Source organism: Klebsiella sp. BIGb0138 (assembly GCF_004342285.1).
Classification (GTDB): Bacteria; Pseudomonadota; Gammaproteobacteria; order Enterobacterales; family Enterobacteriaceae; genus Klebsiella.
Window position 1 is genome coordinate 80,100 of record NZ_SMCV01000012.1, and the last position, 26,417, is coordinate 106,516.

Here is a 26,417-nt window from a genome sequence, read left to right on the forward strand (position 1 = left end):
CCGCGGAGGGAGGGCACAAAAGGGCAAGGACGATCAGACCAGCGCGTTCGGGCAGGTTTCGCCGTTATCGACCTGGCGCAGGTTGTCCAGGGTGGTTTGCGAAATACCGATCAGCGCTTCGGCGGTCAGGAAGGCCTGGTGCCCGGTGAACAGCACGTTGTGGCATGCCGAGAGGCGGCGGAAGACGTCGTCCTGAATGACGTCGTTGGACTTATCTTCAAAGAACAGGTCGCGTTCGTTCTCATACACGTCCATTCCCAGGGCGCCAATTTTCTGATGTTTCAGGGCATCGATAGCCGCCTGTGAATCAATCAGCGCGCCGCGGCTGGTGTTGATCACCATTACCCCGTCTTTCATCTGGTCAAACGCCGCATGGTTCAGCAGATGATAGTTGTCTTCGGTCAGCGGGCAGTGCAGCGTGATGACGTCGGATTGCGCGTACAGGGTCGGCAGATCGACATACTCGACGCCGAGATCCAGCGCCGCGGCGCTCGGGTAGGGGTCGAACGCCAGCAGGCGCATACCAAAGCCCTTCAGAATCCGCAGCGCGGCAACGCCGATTTTGCCGGTACCGATCACCCCGGCGGTTTTACCGTGCATGGTAAAGCCGGTGAGTCCTTCGAGGGAGAAGTTGGCATCACGGGTACGCTGATAGGCGCGGTGAATACGGCGGTTCAGCGACATCATCATGCCGATGGCATGTTCAGCCACCGCTTCCGGTGAATAGGCCGGGACGCGAACCACCCGCAGGCCCAGCTCTTTCGCCGCATCAAGGTCGACGTTATTAAACCCGGCGCAGCGCAGGGCGATGTACTTCACCCCATACGCTTTCAGCTCTTCCAGAACCGGGCGGCTGCCGTCGTCATTAACGAAAATGCATACCGCTTCGCAGCCGTTGGCCGTTTTCGCCGTTCTTTCGGTCAGCAGAAAGTCGAAAAATTCGAGTTCAAAGCCATATGTATCATTAACATGCTGAAGGTACTTTTTATCGTACTGCTTCGTACTATACACCGCGATTTTCATAAGACTTTTCTCCAGTGATTATACCGCCACGGTAGCATATTTAAAATAATCACACAAATATTAAAAAATAGTTTAGCTTGCTGGTTATAATGATAATTCTAGAGCATATCGCTGAGTAGAGGTATCTCTTTAAAACACAATGTGTTTTACCAAAAACTCACGCTGAACGCGCCGGGTGCCAGCAGTATCAGCGGCCAGAGTAAACCCGAGCTGATATTAGCCAGTTGAAAGCGCCAGAATGGCGTGCCGCTGGCGCCGCTTGCCAGGGGAAGGGTAGCGCGAAGCGGGGAAAGAAAGCGGCCGAAAAACACCGCCCATGCGCCGTGACGCCGGAGAAATATCTGGCTGCGCGCCAGCCGTTCATCGCGCAGCCAGCGCAGGCGCAGCAGGCGATGCTGATGGCGGCGTCCCAGCCACCAGGAGAGCCAGAATCCGCCGATTGCCCCAAGACTGGCGCTTAGCCACATTAATAAAAAATGCGTCAGGCTGCTGGCCGCCAGCGGACCGAACAGCAACAGCCCGGATGTGCCCGGCACCAGCAGCGAAATCAGCGCGCAGGATTTGCTGAACGTCAGCAAAAAGACCAGCAGCAAGAGCAATGCATAATAGCGCTGTGCGTATTCAATGAATGAAACAATCAATTCCACGGGATCCGCCGGCTTCTTTAATCGTATACCACGAGTGTGGCAGCGGGCGGTTAAATGACGGCTAAATAGGTCATGGACAAAATTTCACCGTAGCGATGGCGGCGCAGCAACTATTCTTAGGCTGGATGGAAACTTTAACTCACTGGTCGAACGTGCCACAATAAGCGCTACTTTCGGCTTTTACTTTTGTTGAATCAGGATATTACTGCCCATGAAGGGTAAATATAAAGCCGCCATCGCGCTACTGTTAGCACTTATTCTGCTACCGCTGGCTTTGCTGTCGACGCTAACCCATTGGGTACCCACGCTGGCAGGCATCTGGCTGCCCGCGGGCACCCGTATCGCGTTTACTGACAGCCCGCGCCTGACGCGCTCCGGGTTACGCATTCCCGATCTTCGCTATCTGGTCGGCGATTGCGAGCTGGCGCGCATTACCGACGCTCAGCTTTCGCACCCCAGCCGCTGGCGGCTGCACGTTGACGAACTCGATATCAACAGCGCCTGTCTGAGCAAGCTCCCGGAAAGCGAACCGGCGGCCGGCGCGCCGCGTACCCTGGCGGAATGGCAATCCATGCTGCCCTATAGCTGGCTGACCATTGACAGCCTGCGCCTCTCGCCGTGGGAAAAGTGGCAGGGGCGGCTGGTGATGTCGTTGACCCCGCAGCAGCAGGATATCGGTTATAGCGGTAAAGAAATCACGTTGCAGGCGCGCCTGCGCGGACAGGCGCTGACGGTCAGCGACTTTTCGGCCCGGCTGGTGGACGGCCAGGCGCCGGTTAAGCTCGCCGGCGAGTTTCATATGCCGCTGGTGCCGGACGGTTTACCGGTTGATGGCCACCTGGTCACCACCTTTGAATTCCCGCAAACGGCAGGGCTGGTGGATGCCGAACTGGAGTGGGAGAAGAACCGCGGACAGCTGGTCGTGACCCCGCGCGGCGAGGTTGAGCCGATGCTCGATTTGCCGTGGGAAATCACCCCGGAGCGCATGACTATCAGCGATGGGCGCTGGCATACCGAATATGCCGGCTATCCGCTGAACGGCCGGGTGGCGCTGTCGGTCGGCAACTGGCAACAGGGCACCGAACAGATGCAGGTCAGCGGCCGTCTGAACGTGCTCACCCAGGGGGACGCCGGTAAAGGGAACGCGGTTCTGACCATCGGTCCCGGTAAACTGAGTATCGACGACAGCGACATGCCGCTGCGCTTGACCGGCGAGGCCAAACTCGGCGACCTGATCGTTTATGCCGCGCTGCCGGCGAATCTGCACGGCCCGCTGGCCGCACCTGAACTGGCGTTCCATCCCGGCGCGCTGCTGCGTTCCCGCGGGCGGGTTATTGATTCATTAAACATTGATGAAATTCGCCTGCCGCTGGCTGGGGTAAAGGTGACCCGGCAGGGCGTGGACGGCCGCCTGCAGGCCATTTTGCGCGCCCACGAGCAGGAAATGGGCGATTTCATGCTGCATCTTGATGGCCAGGCCGATAATTTTATGCCCGATAGCGGGCGCTGGCAGTGGCGCTACTGGGGCGAGGGGCATTTTACGCCGATGCAGGCGCGTTGGGACGTAAAAGGCGCGGGGGCATGGATTGACAGTGCGATTGTACTCAACAGCCTGTCGACCGGCTTCGATAAGCTGCAATACGGCACTATGCTGGTGAGCACGCCGCGCTTGACCCTGGACCAGCCGATCCACTGGCTGCGAAGTGAACAACACCCCAGGCTTAGCGGCGCGCTGTCGCTCGACGCGGGGAAAACCACGTTTAGCAGCGGCAGCGAACTCCCGCCCTCGACGTTAAAATTCAACATCGACGGACGCGATCCGACCTGGTTCCTGTTCAACGGTTCGCTGCACGCCAACAAGATCGGCCCCGTGCGGGTGACCGGGCGCTGGGACGGTGAGCGGCTGCGTGGCCAGGCCTGGTGGCCGAAACAGTCGCTAACGGTTTTTCAACCGCTGGTACCGCCGGACTGGAAAATGAACCTGCGCGCAGGGATGCTGTATGCGCAGGTCGCCTTCTCGGCGGCGGCAGACCAGGGATTTGAAGCCGGCGGGCATGGCGTCTTAAAAGGCGGCAGCGCTTGGATGCCGGATAATCAGATCAATGGCGTCGATTTTGTGCTGCCGTTCCGCTTTAGCCAGGGGGCCTGGCAACTGGGGATCCGGCGGCCGGTGACGTTGCGTATCGGCGAAATTGTCAACCAGGTGACGGCGAGCAATTTGACGGCAGACCTGCAGGGGGCTTATCCGTGGAGTGAAAGCGACCCGCTGCAGCTCAGCAACGTCAGCGTCGATATTCTCGGCGGCAAAGTGACGATGCAGCAGCTGCGGATGCCGCAACACGATCCGGCGCTCCTGCGCCTGCAGAATATCTCCAGCAGCGAGCTGGTGAGCGCGGTAAATATCAAACAGTTCGCCATGTCCGGGGCCTTTAACGGCGCGCTGCCGCTATGGCTGGATAATGACCAGTGGATCGTTAAGGACGGCTGGTTAAATAATCCGGGGCCGATGACGCTGCGTCTTGATAAGGATATGGCGGATGCGCTGGTCAATGACAATGTTTCCGCGGGCGCGGCGATTAACTGGCTGCGCTATATGGAGATCTCCCGCTCGTGGACGAGCATCAATCTCGATAATCTGGGCGTGCTGACGCTGAAGGCGACCATCAGCGGAACCAGTCGCGTCGGGGAGCAGAGTAATACGGTGCATTTAAACTATTCTCATCAGGAGAATATTTTCGACCTGTGGCGCAGTTTACGTTTTGGCGACAATGTGCAGGCATGGTTTGAGCAAAACGCCGTGCTTCCCGTGCAGCGCTGTACGGACGGTAAAAAGTGTAAGGAACAACAATGATGAAATTGCTAACGGCGGTGCTGGTCACGATGCTGCTGGCGGGCTGTACGCCACGGATCGAAATCGCGGCATCGAAGGAGCCGATCACCATCAATATGAATGTCAAAATTGAGCATGAAATTCATATCAAAGTGGATAAGGACGTTGAAGAACTATTGAAGTCGCGCAGCGATCTATTCTGAGGTGGCAATGAGAAAACGACGGTTAATCGTGACCCTGGCGCTCGGTCTCCTCAGTACATCGGCGATGGCGTTGACGCTAAATGAGGCGCGTGAACAGGGGCGGGTAGGTGAAACGCTGAAGGGGTATCTGGCTCCTCTACGTCAGGACAAGGAGACGCTGGCGCTGGTAAAACAGATCAATACCGCGCGCAGCGAAAGCTACCAGCAGCTGGCGGATGAGAATAATTTGCCGGTGGATGAAGTGGCTAAAATGGCCGGACAGAAGCTGGTGGCCAGGGCGCAGCCGGGGGAATATGTGCAGGGCCTTAACGGCAAATGGCTGCGGAAATCGCTCCCGCAGTGACGCGTCGGCTTGTCGCTGACTGAGCGCCGCCGGCGATGACGATTCTTTCATCGCCGGCGGCGAGGGCCGGCCGGGCTTAAACGTTTTCGACGTTCAAAGACCGTGACTAGCGATGTTGCTGTAAAATTTTCAGGAAGTCCTGCTTGTTTGAGATTAATGACAGCGCGTTGGCAATGATCTCATCGCTAAAAATAGAGGCGATCTCCTTCAGCACATCGATGTGCTCCTTTTCTTTGGCAATCACTCCGATAGCAATGAACATGACGTTGCTTCTGTCCCAGATGACGCCATCAGGAAACTGAAAAATTTCCACCCCGCTCCTGATAATGATCTGGCCTGCAGATTTCGGCAGGTGCGGGAGCGTAATCCCGTTACCTAAGAAAGTGGAGACCTGGCGCTCTCTTTCCTCAAGAAAAACGATGCAGTCTTCGCTGACATAACCTTTTTTCCTGAATTCATCACCGAGTAGTGACAGGACTTCGGTCTTATTTTTAGCCTTGTAGCCAAGGTGCAGATTATCTGCCGTAATGTTATCGATCATAGTGGGCCGCCTCTGCGCCATGATTAATCAGCACATCGTTGTTATTAGAGGATAACTCTTCTTCCAGTTGTTCCAGGGATTTGTTGGCCGTTTCCGGCAGTGCGGTAACCACAAAGAGAATGGCCAGATAGTTAATCGCGGCAAAAATCAGGAATACCGGGCCTAAACCGAGTTTGGCCTGCAGCAGAGGAAACAGATAGCTGACAATCGCATTCATGATCCACATGAAAAACACCGAAATGCCCATCGATAGTCCGCGATATTTCAACGGGAAGAGTTCGGCTAATACCACCCAGGTAATAAACCCCATGGTTCCTTGCATCACCCCGACAAACAGCGCGCCGAGCAGCCAGATCGCCGTTGCTTTGAGATCGCCGACCAGAGTGTAATCGACGCCGGCAATAATCAGGTGCAGCGTCGCCATAATAGCAAAACCATAAATAATAATGGTCTTGCGTTTAAAACGGTCAACGAGGAACATGACCCCAATCAGCATGCCACCCACCGAGAACACGCCGTTAAGTACGTTGCATATTAATGAAGTTCTTTCGGAGAATCCGGCGGTGCTGAGAATTTCCGTACCATAGTACATAATGACGTTAACCCCGGTGGTTTGCTGCAACGCCGCCCAGATGATACCCACCAGCAGTAATTTAAAAATCCATGGCGTATTGATGATAGTGATAAAGGCGTTTTGGTTACTCGATTTTCTCGCCTCTTCGATGTTGATTAAGGTCGTAATATCTTCATATTCCTGGATGGCCCGTTCCGGAGAGCGAATTTGCTTTAAGACTTCCAGCGCTTCTTCATTGCGGTTCTTGCTGACCAGCCAGCGCGGACTTTCCGGCGAACGCAGCATCCCGACAAATAAACAAATGGCGGGAATGGTCTGGACCATTAACATATATCTCCAGACTTCAGGGAGGTGTCCCCAGACGATGCCAATTACGGCGTTGATAGCGAATGCGGCCAGCTGTCCGATAACGATCGCCACTTCATTGAGGCCGGTGAGCCTACCGCGCATTTCGGTTGGCGCGACTTCGGAGATAAATGTAGGCGCGGTCACTGAAGCGCCGCCCACGGCATAGCCTAACAAGAATCGGGAAATCAGCAGAACGGTGATATCCGGGGCCAGAGCAGACATTAATGCGCCGATGAAGAAAATAAATGACAAGCACAGCAGGTACTTTCTGCGGCCGAAGAAATCGGCAAGCGTGCCGCCGAATACGCTGCCAATGGCGGCGCCAACCAGCAATACGCTCATGACCAGACCTTCCGTTGTCGGAGTCAGGGCCATATATTGTTTTAGTGAAGAAAATGCACCATTAATAACCCCGGTGTCATAACCAAATAGCAGGCCACCGAATGTCGCCACTAAGGTTATTTGGTGCAGGCGTTTTCTTTGCTGTAGGTTCAGATTCATGATAGCTGACATTTTCATACCTTTTATTTTAATTAACGGCACGGAAAAAGTTTCGCTTCAGGTTCGCGCGATAGCGTATGGTCTACCGCCGCGGCACGGCGGCGAATTATTTTTTCCGGTGCAATTATTCGCGCTCACCATCATGCGTTTAATCAACATGGGCGCTGAGGCTTATTTTTGAATAACGGTGTGTTATCAGTATATCTGGCATATTTATTCCTCCGCGGTGGCTATTTAAACGCTAACCCAACAACGTTTTTGCGCGGAACTGGCGATGGCTTCCAGAACCTGAGAAACACGCAGGCCTTCCTGGAAATCGGGCCATAGCGGTTCATCTGCCGCGATGCCGTTTATCAACTCGCCGATTTCAACCGTTTTCTGATCGTTGAAGCCGAAACCGTGCCCGGCGGAGACGCAGAAAGCAGAATAGTTGGGGTGCTCAGGACCAATGAGGATCGTTTTAAAGCCCTGGCGGGATCGGTCATCGTCATGGCGATAGACGTTGAGTTCCGCCATCCGTTCCTGGGTGTAGCTAATCGTCCCCCTGGTGCCGGTCACAACGAACGTCAAACCCATTTTACGCCCGCAGGCAATACGCGATGTTTCAATGACGCCCATCGCGCCGGACTCGAAGCGCACCAGGGCGCTGGCCTGATCTTCATTCTCTACGCTGCGCATTGTTTGCGGATCCCGCGGATCCGGGCGTACCGGGATGACCGTCGTCATATCACCGGAAACTTCTTTTATGCCGCCGACTAAATAATGGGCCATATTGACGATATGGGCCGCCAAATCGCCCAGCGCGCCTAAACCGGCCAACTCTTTTACACAGTGCCAGTCGATAGGGGTGTGTGGGTTAGCCAGATAATCTTCATTATGCGTACCGTAGAAATGGACGATATCTCCGATTTCGCCGCGATCGATAATCTGCTTAGCCAGCTGCGCCGCGGGATTTTTCATGTAGTTAAATCCTACCAGCGTTTTGACTCCCGCCTGCTCAGCTGCGGCGACCATCTCCCGGGCGTCGCTGGCGGTTAAGGCTAACGGTTTTTCGCTATAGACGTGTTTGCCGTGTTTAATCGCTTCCAGAGCAATAGTTTTATGCAAATAGTTCGGCGCACAGATATCCACGACATCAATGTTGGGGTCCTGGCACAGCGTTTGCCAGTCGCCGGTGTAGCGATTGAAGCCAAAATCCTGCGCTTTTTGTCTGGCTAAATCTTCGTTGATCTCTGCCACCATCTCCTTGACCAGCTTGCCTTTCAGTTGAAATACCGTCGGGGCCTGAGCGTAGGCAATGGCATGACAACGGCCAATATAGCCGGTACCGATCAGTCCTACTCTTACTTCCTTCATCTCTCCTCCTTGTTAGCGGGTTCAGGTACCGCTAAGGGTCGTCAGGTTTTGTTTTATAAAGAGTAATATGACGTTTTATTATGAAATAAAATCACAAACATATCTCAATTTGGAAATTTTATTTCATTTCATTTTGTTCAGAAGAGGCTGAATTTTCAAGAGGGATAAAAAAGACATGGTGTAATATGTTGATTTTTAATGCTATTTATTTTGGCGCTTTATGAGTTAAGGAAATTCAACATATTGAATTAAAAGTTAAAATTTTGATGGGAATCACACTTCTAAATCCGCATGATTAATATTGAAATTTAAATTCCATTTTATCGGTTGTTGGCGAGTTCATGTCTTTAGCGGCAGGAAGGGAAATCGCCTGCGCGCTACGCCGCATGCGCCTCGCACGCCCGGGCCGGGACTCGCGGGAGAGGGTCAGACGTTCAATAGCGCGTGCAGGGGGCCGGGGTAAAGAGGCGCGGGCTGCGTCAATCCTCAACGGCAGCGCTTGCGGTATTCTCCAGGCGAAACGCCAAAGCGCTGCTTGAAGGCGGTGGAGAAGTGGCTGTGGTCGCTGAAGCCCCAGCGATAGCCAATCCCCGCCAGTTTTTCATCATCGTGGGCATTGCGCAGCGCCCGGGCGCAGAGGTCGAGACGGCGGTTCTTAATATACTGCGCGACCACCAGACCCTTATCGGCAAACAGCCGGTACAGGCTGCGTACCGACATGCCGGTTTCGCTGGCCAGCCATTCCGGGCGCAGGTGCTCCGCCTGAATGGAATCATCGATTAAATCCATAATTTTCTGAAACTGCTTCTCCCGACGCGAGGGCTGGGCATCGTGATGATGCAGCATCGGCCGTAGCAAACAGACGATAGCCTCCAGCGCCGCTTCACTCTCGCTTGCGGAAAGTCCGGGGCTGCTCATGCTCTCCTGCAACAGCCGCTGGCTGAGCTGCACCATCGGCAGGGATTTTTCCAGCCGCGTGGCGATGCTGATTTCGCTGCCGCGCAGCTGCTGTTCGAGCAATGGTCGGGGCAGCAGCAAAGATGCCTGGCGTGAGGTTTGCTGCCAGAAGATTGAACATGGGCGGGAGGCGTCAATCAGGGCGATATCACCCGCTTCCAGCACCGCCTGACGATCGTCCTGTTCGATGGCCGCCTGGCCGGAGAGCTGGAACACGGTATAAAACCAGTCATCGTTATCGCGCTTAATTTCATCGCGGGTGCGGAAGAGATTAACGCCACAGGCGGTGACGGTGCTGACCTTCAGGTTACCGGCGTAGCTGGCATCGATCTCGCCGTGAAAGCGGCCTTCCAGCGGACGGGCGGCAAAATGGCCGCAGACCTGATTGATTTTCGCCAACCAGCGCTGGAAGTCCTGTCCGTTCTCCACCGTCGTCATAACCCGTCTCTTGTAAAAATAATGTTTTGGCATTGTTGCATTTACGCTGCCGCATTCAAGAGCGCGGGGCGGAGTATATGAAAGAACTATTACCTGAGGCACATTTCTGGGCGCGCAATCTGCTTAATTGCGGCGCTTGTCACAGCAGCAACAACGAATGTCACAGAGAAAAAAGCGGGCGCGCCGGCCTCGTCGTAGACTGAACTCACGATCCGTCAGGAATAAGGAAGCGATATGTCCACAGCACAGGTAGCGCTGCTTGCCAGCGTACAGCAGTTTTTAGACCGGCAGCATGGCTTATACATCGACGGCACCCAGCAGGCGTCGTTCGACGAACGCCGGCTCACCGTCTGGAACCCGGCGACCGGGCAGGCCATCGCCAGTACAGCGGACGCCAGCGCCGCCGATGTCGATCGCGCCGTGATGTCGGCCTGGCGGGCCTTTGTTGCCCGTAGCTGGGCAGGACGCCCGCCCGCCGATCGTGAGCGGATCCTGCTGCGTTTTGCCGACCTGGTCGAGCGGCATGGCGAAGAGCTGGCGCAGCTGGAAACCCTCGAACAGGGGAAATCGATCGCTATTTCCCGGGCGTTTGAAGTGGGCTGCACCCTGAACTGGATGCGCTACACCGCCGGACTGACTACCAAAATCAGCGGGCGTACGCTCGACGTCTCGATTCCGTTCCCGCAGGGGGCGCGTTACCAGGCGTGGACCCGCAAAGAGCCGGTGGGGGTTGTCGCCGGGATCGTGCCGTGGAACTTCCCGCTGATGATCGGCATGTGGAAAGTGATGCCGGCGCTGGCGGCAGGGTGCTCTATCGTTATCAAGCCGTCGGAGACCACGCCGCTGACCCTGCTGCGGGTTGCCGAGCTGGCAACCGAAGCCGGGATCCCGGACGGGGTGTTTAACGTCGTGACCGGTAGCGGCGCCGGCTGCGGCGCGGCGTTAACCTCCCATCCGCAGGTGGCGAAGGTCAGCTTTACCGGCTCCACCGCCACCGGCAAGCAGATTGCCCGCGTTGCCGCCGACCGTCTGACCCGCGTGACCCTTGAGCTGGGGGGCAAGAACCCGGCGATTGTGCTGAAAGATGCCAACCCGGAGTGGGTCATTGAAGGGTTAATGACCGGCAGTTTCCTCAACCAGGGTCAGGTGTGTGCCGCCAGCTCGCGTATCTATATTGAAGCCCCGCTGTTCGATAGCCTGGTGAGCGGTTTTGAGCAGGCGGTGAAGTCGTTGCAGGTCGGACCCGGTATGCAGGAAACCAGCCAGATTAACCCGGTGGTGTCGCGGGCGCACTGTGAGAAAGTGGCGGCTTATCTGGATGACGCGCACAAGCAGCATGCGGAACTGATTAGCGGACAGGCCGGGCCGGATACGCAGGGCTATTATATCGCGCCGACGCTGGTGATTAACCCGGACGCCGGGCTGCGTCTCAGCCGGGAAGAGGTCTTTGGTCCGGTGGTCAACCTGGTGCGCGTCGCCGATGGCGAAGAAGCGCTGCGCCTGGCTAACGACAGTGATTTTGGTCTGACCGCCAGCGTCTGGACCGGCGATTTGACACAGGCCCTGAGCTATACCGAGCGCCTGCAGGCCGGGACGGTGTGGGTCAACAGCCATACGCTCATCGACGCCAACCTGCCGTTTGGTGGCATGAAGCAGTCCGGAACCGGACGCGACTTCGGTCCGGACTGGCTGGACGACTGGTGTGAAACGAAATCGGTTTGCGTGCGTTATTAATCTCTGACCCCAGCGCCTGACGCCCGGCATCCCGCCGTGGCGTCAGGCGCTGAAATATCCCCGCGTGTTCGCTGGCTTATCACTGCGCCGCCATTCTTCTTTCTTCCCCTCCGGCGATTAAACTCTGCTCTCCCGCTGTATTGTCCCGAGCGCTGGCGGGAGGCGCTAAGCGCCAGGCGGGGAGTGACGTCTGAATCTGGCTGGATTTCACCGCAGATGCGCAAACGTGCCCGGGGAGGGCACGTTTAACGCTGTGCAGAATTCCCCGGCCGCATGTCGCGGACCGGGGCCAGGGCTACTTTTTCTTGTCGCCCAGGGTCGGGGTTTCGTCAAAGAAGTTCCACGGCTTCAGCAGCGCATGCGCCCATTCGGTAGGCATAATCGGCCACTCTTCGGCGCGCGCAACGTGGGTGGTGCCGGTGGTGATCCAGACTACGTCGTCGTGGTTATTCAGCGACTCGTTATCGCTGGCATACGCGCCAAGACCGGTATCGTGCACCGAACGGTTGGGGTATTTCCCTTCCGGGTAGCGCTCTGCCTGATGGTAACGGGTCACCCACAGCTGCTTATCCATAAAGCTCAGACGGTGATAAATCCACTCGTCCGGGGCGAATTTGGCGCCGGTTGCCGCCGGGTGGGTACCGCCCGCGTACGGGATAATTTGATACGATACCGGGTTGCCCATCCGGTTCTCTTTGGTGGTGCTGCTCAGCAGACGGATGGTGCCGGGGTCGAACTTCTGCGCCGCCTGCTGCTCGCTGTCGATGCTGTACTGGTTCACCTGCATGGTGCTGGTGCGCGGGCCGCCGGCGGTATTGGGCTTCACTTCCGGGTCCATCGCCACCAGCGTGTTGTTCTCGCCGTCGACGTCGAGATCAAGGCGGAAGTTGTAGATATGCTGGTGGGTGGTGCCGACGATGTTATGGTCGATCAGCGTCCCGTAGCGGGTATCTTCTTTTGCGCTCGGGTCGTGCATGGTCTTCGCCATCACCCCTTTGACCGCTTCAATCCCGGTGGCCCCGGCGTCGATGCCGATGGTGCCGTTCTCGTGGAACACCCAGTCGAAGATATAGTCATAGTTGCCGACGGTGCTGATCCAGCGTACCACCAGTTCGCGACGCTCGGTGCTGACGTTCGGCTGCCCCATCTCCTGGTGCTTATATTCCGGTCCGGCGTAGCGTTCAAAGATGGCGATGGCGCGCGGGATGGTGGTTGGCGCGCCGGTATAATCGGCGATGGTTTCATCCAGCAGCACCGAGTTGGCCGGCGCATCTTTGCCGCGCGCGATTGGCGAGGTCAGGGTACCCATGCCGTAGTCGCCGGAGTCGAGGTAGGCTTTGAAGTACCAGCCGACATCCGGATCGCCGTAAGGCACGATCATCCCGCCCAGCGAACCTTCATACATCACCTGGCGTTTCTTGCCATGGTCGTTGTAAGTCACGGTGGACAAAATGGGCCCCACGCGCGAATTCAGCCGCAGATGGAAATCCCAGTTCTGCCAGTGAATGGTGTCGCCGGTAATGGTGTAGTTTTTCCCTTCCGGCTCGCTGATATCCAGCGGTTTGACGGAGGGCGCTACGCGGTCGCGGCCATCATAAGGGCGCGGCGCCATCGGCACCGGGATCACCGGACCTTCTTCAATCTTAACGATCTTTTTCTGTTCGAGATCCACCACGGCGACCAGGTTTTCGATAGGGTGCGCCCAGTAGTTGCCGTCGCCGGTATCAAGATAGCTCACCACTTTCAGCAGCCGCGCGTCCTGTCGGAGGCCATCTTTGCCGTCAAAGTAGCCGACGGTCAGCGGGGTGGTAATCACTTTTTTGCTATCGGCGATCCCGTGCTTTTTCAGCACCGCGGCAAATTCGTCGCTGGCGTTAATGATATTTTGCACGCTGGAGAAATCATCCAGCAGCACCATGCCGTGCGCATCTTTAATCGGTTTCCAGGAGAGAATTTTTTTGTTCTGTAGATCGACCACGCTTTCAATCACGTGTTTGCCATCGAGCATGATCACGTCGGCGGTTCGCGGGGCATCGACGGCGGTGCCGTTTAAGGCAAAGGCCCATACTGCCGCCTTATCCGGCTCGTGCAGGGAGATTTCGCTGAAACGGGTGTTGGGGCGGAATTGCGGCGCGGCCTTCACGATGGTGACCGCTTCGCTGATTTCGGCGGCGGATAACGAGTTGAGCGGATGCGGACGCTTCTCCACCTGGAAAGTCTGGTCAAGTCCGGACTGGAAGACATCATTGATAAAGGTCTCGGAGACCCACGCTTTGCCGTCTTTCATTACCACCGGAACCTGCAAATTCAGCGGCTTACCGTTGACGATGGCCGTTTTAGCGCCGGGTTTCACTTTGACAAACGCGCCATCCTTAATCAGGGTGAACATCCGGGCATAATCATCCCACTGCACGTCGGCGCCGAACGCCTGCAGAGTCTTATCCATCGGGACCATATGGGCTTCGCCGCCGTGCGCGAACGCCGGAGACTGCCAGGCGCAAAACAGGGCAACGGCCAGGGCTAACGCCGTTTTGCGCGGGGAACGAATTGAGCTATTTGCCATTGTGACCTCATCTTATATTTATATTCCCGTCATGCTGCAGATTGCGTGTTCATCGGCTGCGGGTCCGTGCGGCCCATCCTGCAATCCCAATGATTCAGGGCGAGTGGTGGTATTGCTTGCCGCGGCGAAAAGGCGGCTTCACACGCTTTAACCTACCAGCGGTGAGTGGCAAGACGTTTGCGTGCTCTTGCCAGGTTGTTTGTCAGATGTGCCAGTTATGCGGCGAATGCTTCAGCGCATGGCACAAAAAATGCCTCCGAAGAGGCATCTGGAACCGATGCTGTTGGCCCGGCGCAGGGCAAACACCGCCGCGCGTTAGCCCGGAAAATCGCCGTGCTGGCGGGCCACCAGCGTCAGGATCGAATACAGCGCCACCGGCTGCTGGTGCTGGTTGACTATCTCCACCGCCCACTCCACGACGCCGGTCGCTTTCTCTTCGGCAGTTCGCTGGCGCTTCACCGTTTTCCGCTTGCAGGTCAGCCGCACCTGGATGGTATCGCCCGGCTTCACCGGTTCGATAAAGCGCAGGTTTTCCATGCCATAGTTGGCGATGACCGGACCGACGCCGGCATCCACGAACAGCCCGGCGGCGGCGGAAATCAGGAAGTAACCATGAACCACGCGTTCGCCGAAAATCGAATCGGCGGCGGCAATCTTGTCCATATGGGCGTAGAAGTGATCGCCGCTGAGACAGGCAAAATTAACGATATCCGCTTCGGTCAACGTCCGGCGCGGGGTCAGCAGGCTATCGCCGGGCTGAATCTCTTCAAAATATTTACGGAACGGATGGATGCGATCCTCGTTGACCTGCGCGCCGCGGACCCACTGCTGGCCGATGGCGGCCAGCATGGTTGGGCTACCCTGAACGGCGGTACGCTGCATGTAGTGTTTCACCGCGCGCAGCCCGCCCAGCTCTTCGCCGCCGCCCGCGCGTCCCGGCCCGCCATGGACCAGCTGCGGCAGCGGGGAGCCGTGACCGGTGGATTCCACCGCCGACTCTTCGTTGAGGATCTGAATCCGGCCATGGGCACGCGCGGCGCCGAGAATAAAGCGACGGGCCAGTTCGCCGCTGGCGGTCACCAGCGTCCCCACCAGGCTACCTTCGCCAGCGCGCGCCAGGGCCAGCGCATGTTCGCGATGCTGATAGGGCATCAGAGTGGCCACCGGGCCGAACGCTTCGATGGCGTGCACCGCCGGCGTTTCATCCGGCTGCGGGCAGAACAGCAGCGTCGGGGGGAAGAAGGCGCCGCTCGCGTTGAGATCCGCCTGGCCGCCGAGCAGGACTTCACACCCGGCCTGCACCAGCCTGTTGACGTTCTCCTGCACATCCTGACGCTGGTCGTGACTGACCAGCGCGCCCATCCGGATCCCTTCCTGCGCCGGGTCGCCGACGGTCACTTTTTGCAGGCGGGCAATCAGCGCCTCGCTGACCGCGTTAACCTGCGCCTGCGGGACGATAATGCGGCGGATAGCGGTACATTTCTGCCCGGCTTTGGCAGTCATCTCGCGCACCACTTCGCGGATAAACAGGGCAAATTCCGGCTGTTCCGGGGTGATGTCATCCCCGAGTACGCAGCAGTTCAGCGAATCGGCTTCCATGGTGAAGGGGATCGATTTCGCCACCAGGTTCGGGTGAACGCGGAGCTGTTGGCCGGTATGCGCCGAGCCGGTAAAGGTTACCACGTCCTGACTGTCCAGATGATCGAGCAGATCGCCCGCGCCGCCGCAAATCAGGCTGATGGCGCCTTCCGGCACCAGCCCGCTGTCGACAATGGATTTGACCATGGCCTGGGTCAGCTGCGCGGTAGCGGTCGCCGGTTTGACGATCGCCGGCATCCCGGCAAGCCAGGTTGGCGCCAGCTTTTCCAGCATCCCCCAGCAGGGGAAGTTGAAGGCATTGATATGCACCGCGACCCCGGATTTTGCGGTCAGCAGGTGGCGGGCGGCGAAGCTTCCCTGTTTTGACAGCGGAATCAATTCATCTTCCGGCCACAGCGTATCGTCCGGCAATTCCCGGCTGCCGAGGCTGGCGTAGGTAAACAGCGTGCCAATCCCGCCTTCGATGTCGACCCAGCTGTCGGCGCGGGTCGCGCCGGTTTGCGCCGAGATGGCATATAACGCGGCTTTTTCTGCCAGCAGATGTTTGGCCACCGCTTTCAGCATCGCGCTGCGTTCGATAAAGGTCATGGCTTGTAACGCCTTGCCGCCATGGTCGATGGCAAAGCGGCGCGCCTGGGCCATATCCAGCCCTTCGCTGGTGACCTCCCATAGCGCTTCACCGCTGATGGCGTGGCGAATAGTACGGCTGCGGCCCCGTCCGGTCTGCCAGGCGCCGGATAAGTAGCTGGCTAACTGCTGCATCGCAAATCTCCAAATGTGTTACGTTAAATATTCTTAAATAGTTATTTTATGAATCACAAAATGCAAGGTGCTATTTAATAATTTATTAACATTGTGATCGCGGGCGCTCAGCGTTTCGGCGCTATCCTGTTGTATTTCAGCCTTTTCTCGCATTGTTTTGCGGTAGTCATCACAAAAAGAACAAACAAAATTTGTGGTTTTATTTAACCTGAGTGTAACTTTTATAAAACAAAGTGATTCGCAAATTGGTGTTTATTGAATTTATCGGAATCATAAAGGTGATGACGTGACAGAAGAACAACGCTTTGAGCAGCGCATCGCGCAGGATACGGCCATCGAACCGCAGGACTGGATGCCGGAGGCCTATCGCAAGACGCTGATCCGGCAGATTGGCCAGCACGCGCACTCTGAAATTGTCGGCATGCTGCCGGAAGGTAACTGGATCACCCGCGCGCCGACGCTGCGCCGTAAAGCGATTTTGCTGGCGAAGGTGCAGGACGAGGCCGGGCACGGGTTGTATCTCTATAGCGCGGCGGAAACGCTCGGCTGCGCCCGCGAAGATCTGTATCAGAAGATGCTCGACGGGCAGATGAAATACTCCTCGATCTTTAACTACCCGACGCTGAGCTGGGCGGATATCGGCGTTATCGGCTGGCTGGTGGACGGCGCCGCTATCGTCAATCAGGTCGCGCTGTGCCGGACCTCCTACGGCCCGTATGCCCGGGCGATGGTCAAAATTTGCAAAGAGGAGAGCTTTCACCAGCGTCAGGGGTTTGAAGCCTGCATGGCGCTGGCCGAGGGCAGCGAAGAGCAGCGTCAGATGTTGCAGGATGCCATTAATCGTTTCTGGTGGCCGGCCCTGATGATGTTTGGCCCCAGCGACGACAACTCGCCGAACAGCGCGCGCAGCATGGCGTGGAAAATCAAACTCCACTCCAACGACGAGCTGCGCCAGCGTTTTGTCGATAACACCGTACCCCAGGTGGCGATCCTCGGCATGCAGGTGCCGGACGCCGATTTGCAGTTTGATGAGGCCACTGGCCACTACCGGTTTGGCGCAATCGACTGGCAGGAGCTGAACGAGGTGATCAACGGACGCGGGATCTGCAACCACGAACGGCTGGCGGCCAAACGTAAGGCCTGGGAAGAGGGGGCATGGGTGCGAGAAGCCGCCCTGGCCCATGCGCAGAAACAACACGCCCGCGATGCGGCATAAGGAGAAGCATGATGAGCAACGTTTACTGGCCGTTATATGAAGTTTTTGTCCGCAGCAAACAGGGATTATCCCATCGTCATGTGGGCAGCCTGCATGCCGCCGACGATCGAATGGCGCTGGAAAATGCCCGCGACGTATATACCCGGCGCAGCGAAGGCTGCTCGCTGTGGGTGGTAAAAGCCAGCCAGATTATTGCCTCGCAGCCGGATGAACGCGGGGAATTTTTTGACCCGGCGGAGAGCAAAGTCTACCGCCATCCGACTTTTTACAGCGTGCCCGACGGCATGGAACATATGTGAGGCCGCGATGAACAACCTCAATCCCGTTGCAACCTATGCGCTGCGTCTCGGCGATAACGGTCTGGTGCTGGCCCAGCGCTTAGGCGCGTGGTGCGGCCATGCGCCGGAGCTGGAAATCGATCTCGCGTTGGCCAATATCGGCCTCGACCTGCTGGGCCAGGCGCGTAATTTCCTCAGCTACGCGGCAGAGCAGGCGGGGAGCGGCGATGAAGACAGCCTCGCCTTTTGCCGCGATGAGCGTCAGTACCGCAATTTACTGCTGGTGGAACAGCCGAACGGCAACTTCGCCGACACCATCGCCCGCCAGTTCTTTATCGATGCCTGGCACGTGGCGTTATTTAGCCGCCTGGTGAACAGCCGCGATACGCAAATTGCCGCCATTGCCGCCAAAGGGCTGAAAGAAGTGCGCTATCACCTGCGCTTCAGCCGCGGCTGGCTGGAACGTCTGGGTAACGGCACGGAAGCATCGGCGCAGAAGATGCAACAGGCGGTCGATAGCCTGTGGCGCTTTACCGGCGAACTGTTCCTTGCCGATGAGCTGGAAATCACGCTCGCCGAACAGGGCATTGCGGTTGACCCGCGCGAGCTGCAGGCGGAGTGGCAGAGCACGGTACACACCGCGCTGCTCGATGCCGGCCTGCAGATCCCGCAGGAAGCGGCGTTCCGCCACGGCGGCAAGCAGGGCCTGCACAGCGAACATCTCGGCCCGTTGCTGGCGGAAATGCAGTATCTGCAACGCGCTTATCCCGGTCAGCAGTGGTAACAGGAGGTGGCTATGCAACGTCTCGCCGCTATCGCGCCCGCGGAAATTCACGCTATCTGGGCGGTGTTAAGTGAAATCCCCGACCCGGAAGTACCGGTCCTGACCATCACCGATCTCGGGATGGTACGCAGCGTGGCGCCGCACGGCGAAGGTTGGCTCATTGGCTTCACGCCGACCTACTCAGGTTGCCCGGCGACCGAGCACCTGCTGGCGGAAATCCGCGCGGCAATGACCCGCCATGGCTATACGCCGGTGCATATCGTCCTGCAGCTGGACCCGCCGTGGACCACCGACTGGATGAATCAGGACGCCCGCGAGCGCCTGCGCCAGTACGGTATCAGCCCGCCGCAGGGACACGCCTGCCATGCTGAAATGCCGGGAGAGGTGGCCTGCCCACGTTGCGGCAGCGTCCATACCACGCTGATTAGCGAATTCGGTTCCACGGCCTGCAAAGCGCTCTACCGCTGCGATAGCTGCCGTGAACCCTTTGATTACTTTAAATGTATTTGAGGTTGCCATGACGACGTTTCATTCGCTTACCGTCGCGAAAGTGGAGCCGGAAACCCGCGATGCGGTGACCATAACCTTTGCGATTCCCGAAGCGCTGCAGGCCGACTACGCCTTCCGCCCCGGTCAACATTTGACCCTGAAAGCCCAGCTAGGCGGGGAAGAGCTGAGACGCTGCTATTCCATCTGTCATAGCCGCGGGCCGGGGGAGATCAGCGTGGCGGTAAAAGCCATCGACGGCGGGCGTTTCTCACGCTATGCGCAGAGCGATATCCGCCAGGGGATGGCGCTGGAGGTGATGGTGCCGCAGGGGCATTTCGGCTACCAGCCGCGGGCCGGGCGCCAGGCGGACTATCTGGCGATTGCCGCCGGCTCCGGGATTACGCCGATGATGGCGATTATGAGCGCCACGCTGGCCATCGAACCGCACAGCCGCTTCACCCTGATTTACGGCAACCGCAGTAGCGCCAGCATGATGTTCCGCCAGGCGCTGGCGGATTTAAAAGATCGCTATCCACAGCGCTTGCAGGTGATCCATCTGTTCAGCCAGGAGTCGATGGACAGCGACCTGCTGCAGGGGCGGATCGACGGCGAGAAGCTCCATGCGCTCTCCGGTCGACTGCTGGACTTCAGCCGCTTCGACGAGGCCTTTATCTGCGGCCCGGCGGTGATGATGGAAGCAGCGGAAATCGCGCTGCGGGGGCTGGGGATGGCGGAAAACAGTATCCACCTTGAACGCTTTAATACCCCGGGGAGCGGCGTCAAACGCGCCACCGGCGTGCAGGCGGAAGGCCGCACCGTCACCCTCCGTCAGGACGGCCGCGATCGGCAGATTGCCCTCACCGCGGAAGATGACAGCATTCTGGATGCGGCGCTACGTCAGGGGGCGGACCTGCCCTTCGCCTGTAAAGGCGGGGTCTGCGCCACCTGTAAATGTAAGGTGCTGCGCGGCGAGGTGGCGATGGCCGCCAACTATAGCCTTGAAGCCGATGAACTGGCGGCAGGCTATGTCCTGAGCTGCCAGGCGCTGCCGACCAGCGGCGACGTGGTGGTCGATTTCGACGCGAGGGGGATGGCATGAGCGAACTGCTGATAGCCCGTCACCAGCGGGTCCTGCTGCTGACCCTGAATCGTCCACAGGCGCGTAATGCCTTGAATAACGCGCTGCTGACGCAGATTGCCGACGCGCTGGACGCGGCGGCGTCTGACCCGGATATCCGTGCCTGCGTGATCGGCGGCACTAGCCGCTTCTTTGCCGCCGGCGCCGACCTGAACGAAATGGCGGAAAAGGACCTTCCCGCCACGATGGACGATATCCGCCCCCGTCTGTGGGCGCGAATTGATGCCTTCCCGAAGCCGCTGATTGCCGCGGTCAACGGCTATGCCCTCGGCGCGGGCTGCGAACTGGCGCTGCTGTGCGATCTGGTGGTGGCGGGCGATAACGCGCGCTTCGGCCTGCCGGAAATCACCCTCGGGATTATGCCCGGCGCCGGCGGTACCCAGCGTCTGATCCGCAGCGTCGGCAAAGCGCTGGCCAGCCGGATGGTGCTGAGCGGTGAAAGTATTGATGCGCAGCGGGCGCAACAGGCCGGTCTGGTGAGTGACATCACCCCGGCGCTTTTGACCGACGAATATGCCCTGAAGCTGGCGGCCGCTATCGCCCGTCACTCGCCGCTGGCGCTACGCGCGGCGAAACAGGCGCTGCGCCAGGCGCAGGAAGTGAGCCTGCAGGCGGGACTTCAGCAGGAGCGGCAGCTGTTTACGCTGCTGAGCGCCACGGAAGATCGCCGTGAAGGCATCAATGCCTTCTTACAAAAACGAACCCCGGAATTTAAAGGACGCTAATCGTGGACGCATTTATTCTCAGTGAAGTCGAACAGGGGGTGATGACAATTACCCTCAACCGTCCGGATCGTCTGAATAGCTTTAACGATCTTATGCATCAGCAGCTGGCAGAGTGCCTGACCCAGGCCGAACGCGACGATAGCGTGCGCTGCCTGCTGATTACCGGTGCCGGTCGTGGTTTTTGCGCCGGCCAGGATCTGAATGACCGCAATGTTGATCCCAGCGGCCCGGCGCCGGATTTGGGCCTCTCGGTGGAGCGTTTTTATAACCCGCTGGTCCGCCGACTGGCGGCGCTGCCCAAGCCGGTCATTGCGGCGGTGAATGGCGTGGCGGCCGGTGCCGGCGCCACGCTGGCGCTGGGTTGCGATATCGTCCTCGCGGCGCGTTCGGCGAATTTTGTTATGGCCTTCAGTAAGCTCGGGCTGGTGCCCGACTGCGGCGGCAGCTGGTTCCTGCCGCGAGTGGCCGGACGCGCCCGGGCGATGGGCCTGGCGCTGCTGGGGGAAAAACTCAGCGCCGAGCAGGCCGCGCAGTGGGGGATGATCTGGCAGCTGGTGGAGGACGCCGAGCTGGCGGATACCAGCCGTCAGCTGGCTCGCCATCTGGCTTCCCAGCCCACCTTCGGCCTGGGGCTGATCAAAAAAGCGCTGCTGGCCTCCGGGACCAATACCCTGGATGCCCAGCTGGATCTGGAGCGGGATTACCAGCGCCTGGCCGGACGCAGCGATGACTATCGGGAAGGCGTCAGCGCCTTTCTCGCTAAACGTCCCCCTCAGTTCAGCGGGAAATAAGCCATGAGCAAAACATTACCAACCGTCGCCGTGATCGGCTGCGGCACGATGGGCGCAGGTATCGCCGAAGTGGCCGCTGCCGCCGGACATCCGGTCCTGATCTACGATATCGCCGCCGATGCGCTAACCCGCGCCGTTGACGGCATTGGGCAGCGGCTGGCCTCGCGGGTGGTGCGCGGCAAGCTGGCGGCGGAGCAGGCGGAGGCGTTACTGGCGCGCATTGTTCCGGTCACCGGGCTGGCGGCGCTGGCCGATGCCTGGCTGGTGATCGAGGCGGCCTCCGAACGTCCCGAGGTGAAAAAAGCGCTTTTCGGTCAGCTGGCAGCGATCTGTTCCCCCTCGACGCTGCTGACCAGCAATACCTCGTCGCTTTCGATTACCGCCATCGCCGCTGACGTTAAACACCCGGAGCGCGTTGCCGGGCTGCACTTCTTTAACCCCGCGCCGGTGATGAAGCTGGTCGAGGTGGTCAGCGGTCTGGCAACCTCGCCGGAAGTGGTTGAACAGCTGTGCCAGTGCGTGAGCGCATGGGGCAAACGGCCGGTGCGCTGCCGCTCCACGCCGGGCTTTATCGTCAACCGCGTGGCGCGTCCGTTCTACGCCGAAGCGTGGCGCGCGCTGGAAGAACAGGTCGCCCCGCCGCAGATCATCGATGCCGCGCTGCGCGAGGGCGGCGGCTTCCCGATGGGGCCGCTGGCGCTGACCGATCTGATCGGTCAGGACGTCAACTTCGCGGTGACCTGTTCGGTGTTTAACGCCTTCTGGCAGGACCGTCGTTTTCTGCCGTCGCTGCTCCAGCAGGAGCTGGCGCTGGCCGGGCGGCTGGGCAAAAAAAGCGGCCAGGGCGTCTACCGCTGGCCCGCTGAAGCCACGGCAGAACCGGCGCTGGCTGCCGTTCCCGAGGCGCTGGCGGCGAAAACCGTGCGTCGCATTAGTGACAGTGTCACCGGAAGGCCGCCGATCGCCCTGGACGACGTGCGGGTGGTGGAAACCGAAGGCGAAACGGCCCAGGCGCTGAGCGCGCGGTATGGCGCGCCGGTGGTGGTGTATGACTATTGCGCTGGCGACACCGTCGTGCTGGCGAGTGCGGCCACCAATCCGCCGTCGGCGACCGATAAAGCGGTGCGCTACTTCCAGCAACAGGGCCGGAAAGTGCTGCTCATTGCCGACTACCCTGGGCTGTTGGTCTGGCGCACGGTCGCCATGCTGATCAATGAAGCGCTGGATGCGCTGCAGAAAGGGGTGGCCAGCGCCGAGGATATCGATACCGCGATGTGTCTGGGCGTTAACTATCCGCATGGCCCGCTGGCATGGGGACAGACCTTAGGCTGGGGCCGCGTCCTGCGCCTGCTGGAGAACCTGCAGCAGCACTATGGCGAAGAGCGCTATCGGCCCTGTTCCTTGCTGCGCCAGAGGGCGCTGGTGGAGAGGCTAAATGAGCAATGATGCCTGGCGCAACGCGCGCGTGATGTACGAAAACGATACCTGTGCGAGAACCCTTGGGATCGAGATTATGGCGATGGATGAGGGCTACGCGCAGATGAGTATGACCGTCTCGCCGGCCATGCTCAACGGCCATCAGACCTGCCACGGCGGACAGCTGTTTTCCCTCGCCGATACCGCCTTTGCCTACGCCTGTAACAGCCAGGGGCTGGCGGCGGTGGCCTCGGCCGCCAGCATCGACTTTCTGCGCCCGGCCTTCGCCGGCGACCGGTTGGTCGCCACGGCACGGGTTAAGCAGCAGGGCAGGCTGACCGGCGTCTACGACATTGAAATCGTGAACCAACAACAAAAAACTGTGGCCCTGTTTCGCGGTAAATCGCACCGCATCGGCGGCACAATAACGGGAGAAGTGTGATGCGCGATGCCTTTATCTGTGATGGGATTCGTACGCCGATTGGCCGCTACGGCGGGGCGCTGGCCAGCGTCCGTGCCGATGATTTAGCCGCCATTCCGCTACGCGAACTGCTTAGCCGTAACCCACGCCTGGATCCATCAGCGATTGATGACGTGATTTTCGGCTGCGCCAACCAGGCGGGGGAAGATAACCGTAACGTCGCCCATATGGCGACGCTGCTGGCGGGGTATCCGCCGACGGTTCCCGGCACCACTCTCAACCGGCTATGCGGTTCCGGTCTTGACGCCATCGGCTTTGCCGCTCGCGCCATCAAAGCCGGGGATGCCGACCTGATGATCGCCGGCGGCGTGGAGTCGATGTCGCGCGCGCCGTTTGTGATGGGGAAAGCCAGCGCGCCGTTCCAGCGCCAGGCAGAGCTGTTTGATACCACCATTGGCTGGCGTTTTGTGAACCCGCTCATGCAGCAGCAATTTGGCACTGACAGCATGCCGGAAACGGCGGAGAATGTAGCTGAATTGTTAAATATCAGTCGGGCCGATCAGGATGCTTTTGCCTTGCGCAGCCAGCAGCGGACGGCGAAAGCCCAACGCGAGGGGATCCTGGCGCAGGAAATCGTACCGGTAGCGATCGTCGGTAAGAAGGGGGCTGTCAGCGCCGTGCGCGACGACGAGCATCCGCGGGCGGAGACCACCCTTGAACAGCTGGCGCAGTTAAAAACGCCTTTCCGTAAAGGCGGCGTGGTCACCGCCGGCAACGCCTCCGGAGTGAACGATGGCGCCGCCGCGTTGATTATCGCCAGCGCGCAGCAGGCGCAGGCGCAGGGACTGACGCCGCGGGCAAGAATTGTCGCGATGGCGACAGCGGGCGTCGAACCACGGCTGATGGGGCTGGGGCCGGTGCCCGCCGTGCGCAAAGTGCTGGAACGCGCGGGGCTGAACATTAACGATATGGACGTCATTGAACTAAACGAGGCCTTCGCCGCTCAGGCGCTGGGCGTCCTCCGGCAGCTGGGTCTGGCGGACGATGCGCCACATGTTAACCCCAACGGCGGCGCCATCGCGTTAGGCCATCCGCTGGGGATGAGCGGCGCGAGACTGGCGCTCAGCGCCAGTCTGGAATTGCAACGGCGTAACGGGCGCTATGCGCTGTGTACGATGTGCATTGGCGTGGGTCAGGGCATTGCCATGATCCTCGAGCGAGTGTGAGCTAATTTACCTGCGAGTACCCTAAAATGATAACTAATACAAAATTAGATCCGATTGAAACTGCTTCTCGTGACGAATTACATGCTCTGCAAACCCGGCGCCTGCAATGGACGCTGCACCACGCCTACGACAATGTGCCGATGTACCGTCGCAAATTTGATGCCGCGGGTGTCCACCCGGACGATTTTCGTGAGCTGAGCGATCTGAGCAAATTCCCGTGCACCACCAAACAGGATCTGCGGGACAACTATCCGTTTGATACTTTTGCGGTACCGATGGAACAGATCGTGCGTATCCACGCCTCGTCCGGCACCACCGGTAAACCGACGGTGGTGGGTTATACGCAAAATGATATCGACACCTGGGCCAATATTGTTGCCCGTTCGCTGCGCGCGGCCGGCGGTACGGCAAAAGATAAGATCCACGTCGCCTATGGCTATGGCCTGTTTACCGGCGGGCTGGGCGCGCACTACGGCGCGGAACGCCTCGGGGCGACGGTGATCCCGATGTCCGGCGGACAGACGGAAAAACAGGCGCAGCTGATCCGTGATTTTCAGCCGGATATGATCATGGTGACCCCGTCTTACTGCCTGAACCTGATTGAAGAGCTGGAGCGGCAGATGGGCGGCGACGCCAGCGGCTGTTCGCTGCGGGTTGGCGTCTTCGGCGCCGAACCGTGGACGCTGGCGATGCGCGCCGAGATTGAGCGTCGGCTGGGGATCTCCGCGCTGGATATCTACGGCCTGTCGGAAGTGATGGGGCCGGGCGTGGCGATGGAGTGTCTGGAAACCGCCGACGGTCCGACCATCTGGGAAGACCATTTCTACCCGGAGGTGGTTAACCTGAACGACGGCACGCCGCTGGCAGATGGCGAACACGGCGAGCTGCTGTTCACCACGCTGACGAAAGAGGCGCTGCCGGTGATTCGTTACCGTACCCGCGATCTGACCCGCCTGCTCCCGGGCACCGCCCGCACCATGCGTCGGATGGACCGTATCAGCGGGCGCAGCGATGACATGCTGATTATTCGCGGAGTCAACGTCTTCCCGTCGCAGTTGGAAGAAGAGATCCTTAAGGTGGAGCATCTGGCGCCGCACTATCAGCTGGAGGTCAATCGCCGCGGTCATCTTGATTCACTTTCGGTGCGGGTCGAGCTGAAAGAGAGCAGTCTGTCGCTGAGCCATGAACAGCGTTGCCAGATCTGCCATCAGCTGCGCCACCGGATTAAGTCGATGGTGGGGATCTCGACCGATATCAGTATCGTCAACTGCGGCAGTATTCCGCGCTCGGAAGGCAAGGCCTGCCGCGTATCTGACCTGCGCAAGGTCGCGGCCAACGGCTGACGTTGTTCCTCCCGGCTTGCGGCGAATACGCCGCAAGCCGGGCTGCCCGCCGAGGCGCAAGGTCGTGGCTATGGTTAAGCCGCTTCTTCGCACATTACCCGCCGACGGACCGCGCCCCGCGAAGCTCGCGCTGGCGCGGATTTTCCTGTGCTATGATTCAGAAAGGACAAC

Annotated in this window: 23 protein-coding genes; 15 read left to right on the plus strand and 8 right to left on the minus strand. The window is 59.1% G+C overall.

Translation table 11 applies throughout. From position 1 onward, the window contains the following. Positions 1–33: 33 nt before the first annotated feature. Both EDF73_RS22615 and EDF73_RS22620 read right to left on the minus strand, forming a co-directional pair. Positions 34–1,023 carry a 2-hydroxyacid dehydrogenase gene (locus EDF73_RS22615; RefSeq protein WP_132731285.1) on the minus strand — a complete coding sequence of 330 codons (990 nt, stop codon included), beginning with the start codon at positions 1,021–1,023 and terminating at the stop codon, positions 34–36. Positions 1,024–1,169: 146 nt separating this feature from the next. Next, positions 1,170–1,670 carry a DedA family protein gene (locus tag EDF73_RS22620; protein WP_132731286.1) on the minus strand — a complete coding sequence of 167 codons (501 nt, stop codon included), beginning with the start codon at positions 1,668–1,670 and terminating at the stop codon, positions 1,170–1,172. Between the two features lie 211 nt (positions 1,671–1,881). Here EDF73_RS22620 and EDF73_RS22625 point away from each other — a divergent pair, with 211 nt between their 5' ends. The 3 genes from EDF73_RS22625 to EDF73_RS22635 are packed head-to-tail and all read left to right on the plus strand — an operon-like array spanning position 1,882 to position 5,046. Next, entirely contained in the window at positions 1,882–4,521 is a 2,640-nt protein-coding gene (locus EDF73_RS22625; RefSeq protein ID WP_132731287.1) for a YdbH family protein, read from the plus strand. Further along, positions 4,518–4,703 carry a YnbE family lipoprotein gene (locus EDF73_RS22630; protein WP_132731288.1) on the plus strand — a complete coding sequence of 62 codons (186 nt, stop codon included), beginning with the start codon at positions 4,518–4,520 and terminating at the stop codon, positions 4,701–4,703. Before EDF73_RS22625 ends, EDF73_RS22630 begins: the two co-directional genes overlap by 4 nt. 7 nt (positions 4,704–4,710) lie before the next feature. Beyond that, entirely contained in the window at positions 4,711–5,046 is a 336-nt protein-coding gene (locus EDF73_RS22635) for a YdbL family protein (RefSeq protein ID WP_132731289.1), read from the plus strand. Between the two features lie 106 nt (positions 5,047–5,152). Here EDF73_RS22635 and EDF73_RS22640 read toward each other — a convergent pair whose 3' ends face one another. From EDF73_RS22640 to feaR, 4 genes are all read right to left on the minus strand, one after another. After that, entirely contained in the window at positions 5,153–5,587 is a 435-nt protein-coding gene (locus EDF73_RS22640; protein WP_132731290.1) for a PTS sugar transporter subunit IIA, read from the minus strand. Further along, positions 5,577–7,022 carry a sugar porter family MFS transporter gene (locus EDF73_RS22645; RefSeq protein ID WP_132731291.1) on the minus strand — a complete coding sequence of 482 codons (1,446 nt, stop codon included), beginning with the start codon at positions 7,020–7,022 and terminating at the stop codon, positions 5,577–5,579. The genes EDF73_RS22640 and EDF73_RS22645 overlap by 11 nt, the downstream gene beginning before the upstream one ends. 222 nt (positions 7,023–7,244) lie before the next feature. Next, positions 7,245–8,366 (minus strand): Gfo/Idh/MocA family oxidoreductase, encoded by a 1,122-nt coding sequence (locus EDF73_RS22650; protein WP_132731292.1) that lies wholly within the window; start codon positions 8,364–8,366, stop codon positions 7,245–7,247. Positions 8,367–8,852: 486 nt separating this feature from the next. After that, positions 8,853–9,761, minus strand: a complete 909-nt coding sequence (gene feaR / locus EDF73_RS22655) for a transcriptional regulator FeaR (RefSeq protein WP_132731293.1) — start codon at positions 9,759–9,761, stop codon at positions 8,853–8,855. A 234-nt stretch (positions 9,762–9,995) separates the two neighbouring features. Here feaR and EDF73_RS22660 point away from each other — a divergent pair, with 234 nt between their 5' ends. Then, positions 9,996–11,495 (plus strand): aldehyde dehydrogenase family protein, encoded by a 1,500-nt coding sequence (locus EDF73_RS22660; RefSeq protein ID WP_132731294.1) that lies wholly within the window; start codon positions 9,996–9,998, stop codon positions 11,493–11,495. 295 nt (positions 11,496–11,790) lie between these two features. On the opposite strand, the gene tynA is transcribed toward EDF73_RS22660, so the two are convergent. Continuing rightward, entirely contained in the window at positions 11,791–14,058 is a 2,268-nt protein-coding gene (tynA, locus tag EDF73_RS22665) for a primary-amine oxidase (protein WP_132731295.1), read from the minus strand. 315 nt (positions 14,059–14,373) lie between these two features. After that, the gene (gene paaZ, locus EDF73_RS22670; protein WP_132731296.1) at positions 14,374–16,419 is read right to left on the minus strand and encodes a phenylacetic acid degradation bifunctional protein PaaZ; all 2,046 of its coding nucleotides are present in this window, start codon (positions 16,417–16,419) and stop codon (positions 14,374–14,376) included. A gap of 286 nt (positions 16,420–16,705) precedes the next feature. Here paaZ and paaA point away from each other — a divergent pair, with 286 nt between their 5' ends. The 11 genes from paaA to paaK are packed head-to-tail and all read left to right on the plus strand — an operon-like array spanning position 16,706 to position 26,246. After that, positions 16,706–17,635: a 1,2-phenylacetyl-CoA epoxidase subunit PaaA gene (gene paaA, locus EDF73_RS22675; RefSeq protein WP_132731297.1), complete on the plus strand. Its 930-nt coding sequence runs from the start codon at positions 16,706–16,708 to the stop codon at positions 17,633–17,635. A gap of 11 nt (positions 17,636–17,646) precedes the next feature. Further along, positions 17,647–17,934 (plus strand): 1,2-phenylacetyl-CoA epoxidase subunit PaaB, encoded by a 288-nt coding sequence (gene paaB, locus EDF73_RS22680; protein WP_132731359.1) that lies wholly within the window; start codon positions 17,647–17,649, stop codon positions 17,932–17,934. A gap of 7 nt (positions 17,935–17,941) precedes the next feature. Further along, positions 17,942–18,697, plus strand: a complete 756-nt coding sequence (gene paaC / locus EDF73_RS22685) for a 1,2-phenylacetyl-CoA epoxidase subunit PaaC (RefSeq protein ID WP_132731298.1) — start codon at positions 17,942–17,944, stop codon at positions 18,695–18,697. Between the two features lie 12 nt (positions 18,698–18,709). Then, on the plus strand, positions 18,710–19,207 hold the full coding sequence (paaD, locus tag EDF73_RS22690) for a 1,2-phenylacetyl-CoA epoxidase subunit PaaD (RefSeq protein WP_132731299.1): 498 nt from the start codon (positions 18,710–18,712) through the stop codon (positions 19,205–19,207). Between the two features lie 7 nt (positions 19,208–19,214). Continuing rightward, entirely contained in the window at positions 19,215–20,285 is a 1,071-nt protein-coding gene (gene paaE / locus EDF73_RS22695) for a 1,2-phenylacetyl-CoA epoxidase subunit PaaE (protein ID WP_132731300.1), read from the plus strand. Next, entirely contained in the window at positions 20,282–21,049 is a 768-nt protein-coding gene (gene paaF, locus EDF73_RS22700) for a 2,3-dehydroadipyl-CoA hydratase PaaF (protein ID WP_132731301.1), read from the plus strand. The genes paaE and paaF overlap by 4 nt, the downstream gene beginning before the upstream one ends. Before the next feature lie 2 nt (positions 21,050–21,051). Then, positions 21,052–21,840: a 2-(1,2-epoxy-1,2-dihydrophenyl)acetyl-CoA isomerase PaaG gene (paaG, locus tag EDF73_RS22705; RefSeq protein ID WP_132731302.1), complete on the plus strand. Its 789-nt coding sequence runs from the start codon at positions 21,052–21,054 to the stop codon at positions 21,838–21,840. 3 nt (positions 21,841–21,843) lie between these two features. Then, positions 21,844–23,286 carry a 3-hydroxyacyl-CoA dehydrogenase PaaH gene (paaH, locus tag EDF73_RS22710; protein WP_132731303.1) on the plus strand — a complete coding sequence of 481 codons (1,443 nt, stop codon included), beginning with the start codon at positions 21,844–21,846 and terminating at the stop codon, positions 23,284–23,286. Beyond that, positions 23,276–23,698, plus strand: coding sequence for a hydroxyphenylacetyl-CoA thioesterase PaaI (paaI, locus tag EDF73_RS22715; RefSeq protein ID WP_132731304.1), 423 nt, complete (start codon positions 23,276–23,278; stop codon positions 23,696–23,698). The genes paaH and paaI overlap by 11 nt, the downstream gene beginning before the upstream one ends. Then, positions 23,698–24,903, plus strand: coding sequence for a 3-oxoadipyl-CoA thiolase (pcaF, locus tag EDF73_RS22720; RefSeq protein WP_132731305.1), 1,206 nt, complete (start codon positions 23,698–23,700; stop codon positions 24,901–24,903). Before paaI ends, pcaF begins: the two co-directional genes overlap by 1 nt. 26 nt (positions 24,904–24,929) lie before the next feature. Further along, positions 24,930–26,246 (plus strand): phenylacetate--CoA ligase PaaK, encoded by a 1,317-nt coding sequence (paaK, locus tag EDF73_RS22725; RefSeq protein WP_132731306.1) that lies wholly within the window; start codon positions 24,930–24,932, stop codon positions 26,244–26,246. Positions 26,247–26,417: the final 171 nt, after the last annotated feature.

What these genes read in the sequence shown, in the direction of transcription:
- feaR (WP_132731293.1), bottom strand. Translation starts at nt 9,761, where the DNA reads ATGACGACGGTGGAGAACGGACAGGACTTCCAGCGCTGGTTGGCGAAA.
- paaE (WP_132731300.1), top strand. Translation starts at nt 19,215, where the DNA reads ATGACGACGTTTCATTCGCTTACCGTCGCGAAAGTGGAGCCGGAAACC.
- EDF73_RS22615 (WP_132731285.1), bottom strand. Translation starts at nt 1,023, where the DNA reads ATGAAAATCGCGGTGTATAGTACGAAGCAGTACGATAAAAAGTACCTT.
- paaD (WP_132731299.1), top strand. Translation starts at nt 18,710, where the DNA reads ATGCAACGTCTCGCCGCTATCGCGCCCGCGGAAATTCACGCTATCTGG.
- EDF73_RS22660 (WP_132731294.1), top strand. Translation starts at nt 9,996, where the DNA reads ATGTCCACAGCACAGGTAGCGCTGCTTGCCAGCGTACAGCAGTTTTTA.
- paaB (WP_132731359.1), top strand. Translation starts at nt 17,647, where the DNA reads ATGAGCAACGTTTACTGGCCGTTATATGAAGTTTTTGTCCGCAGCAAA.
- tynA (WP_132731295.1), bottom strand. Translation starts at nt 14,058, where the DNA reads ATGGCAAATAGCTCAATTCGTTCCCCGCGCAAAACGGCGTTAGCCCTG.
- EDF73_RS22645 (WP_132731291.1), bottom strand. Translation starts at nt 7,022, where the DNA reads ATGTCAGCTATCATGAATCTGAACCTACAGCAAAGAAAACGCCTGCAC.
- paaZ (WP_132731296.1), bottom strand. Translation starts at nt 16,419, where the DNA reads ATGCAGCAGTTAGCCAGCTACTTATCCGGCGCCTGGCAGACCGGACGG.
- paaI (WP_132731304.1), top strand. Translation starts at nt 23,276, where the DNA reads ATGAGCAATGATGCCTGGCGCAACGCGCGCGTGATGTACGAAAACGAT.
- EDF73_RS22635 (WP_132731289.1), top strand. Translation starts at nt 4,711, where the DNA reads ATGAGAAAACGACGGTTAATCGTGACCCTGGCGCTCGGTCTCCTCAGT.
- EDF73_RS22630 (WP_132731288.1), top strand. Translation starts at nt 4,518, where the DNA reads ATGATGAAATTGCTAACGGCGGTGCTGGTCACGATGCTGCTGGCGGGC.
- EDF73_RS22640 (WP_132731290.1), bottom strand. Translation starts at nt 5,587, where the DNA reads ATGATCGATAACATTACGGCAGATAATCTGCACCTTGGCTACAAGGCT.
- paaF (WP_132731301.1), top strand. Translation starts at nt 20,282, where the DNA reads ATGAGCGAACTGCTGATAGCCCGTCACCAGCGGGTCCTGCTGCTGACC.
- EDF73_RS22650 (WP_132731292.1), bottom strand. Translation starts at nt 8,366, where the DNA reads ATGAAGGAAGTAAGAGTAGGACTGATCGGTACCGGCTATATTGGCCGT.
- pcaF (WP_132731305.1), top strand. Translation starts at nt 23,698, where the DNA reads ATGCGCGATGCCTTTATCTGTGATGGGATTCGTACGCCGATTGGCCGC.
- EDF73_RS22625 (WP_132731287.1), top strand. Translation starts at nt 1,882, where the DNA reads ATGAAGGGTAAATATAAAGCCGCCATCGCGCTACTGTTAGCACTTATT.
- paaH (WP_132731303.1), top strand. Translation starts at nt 21,844, where the DNA reads ATGAGCAAAACATTACCAACCGTCGCCGTGATCGGCTGCGGCACGATG.
- paaC (WP_132731298.1), top strand. Translation starts at nt 17,942, where the DNA reads ATGAACAACCTCAATCCCGTTGCAACCTATGCGCTGCGTCTCGGCGAT.
- paaK (WP_132731306.1), top strand. Translation starts at nt 24,930, where the DNA reads ATGATAACTAATACAAAATTAGATCCGATTGAAACTGCTTCTCGTGAC.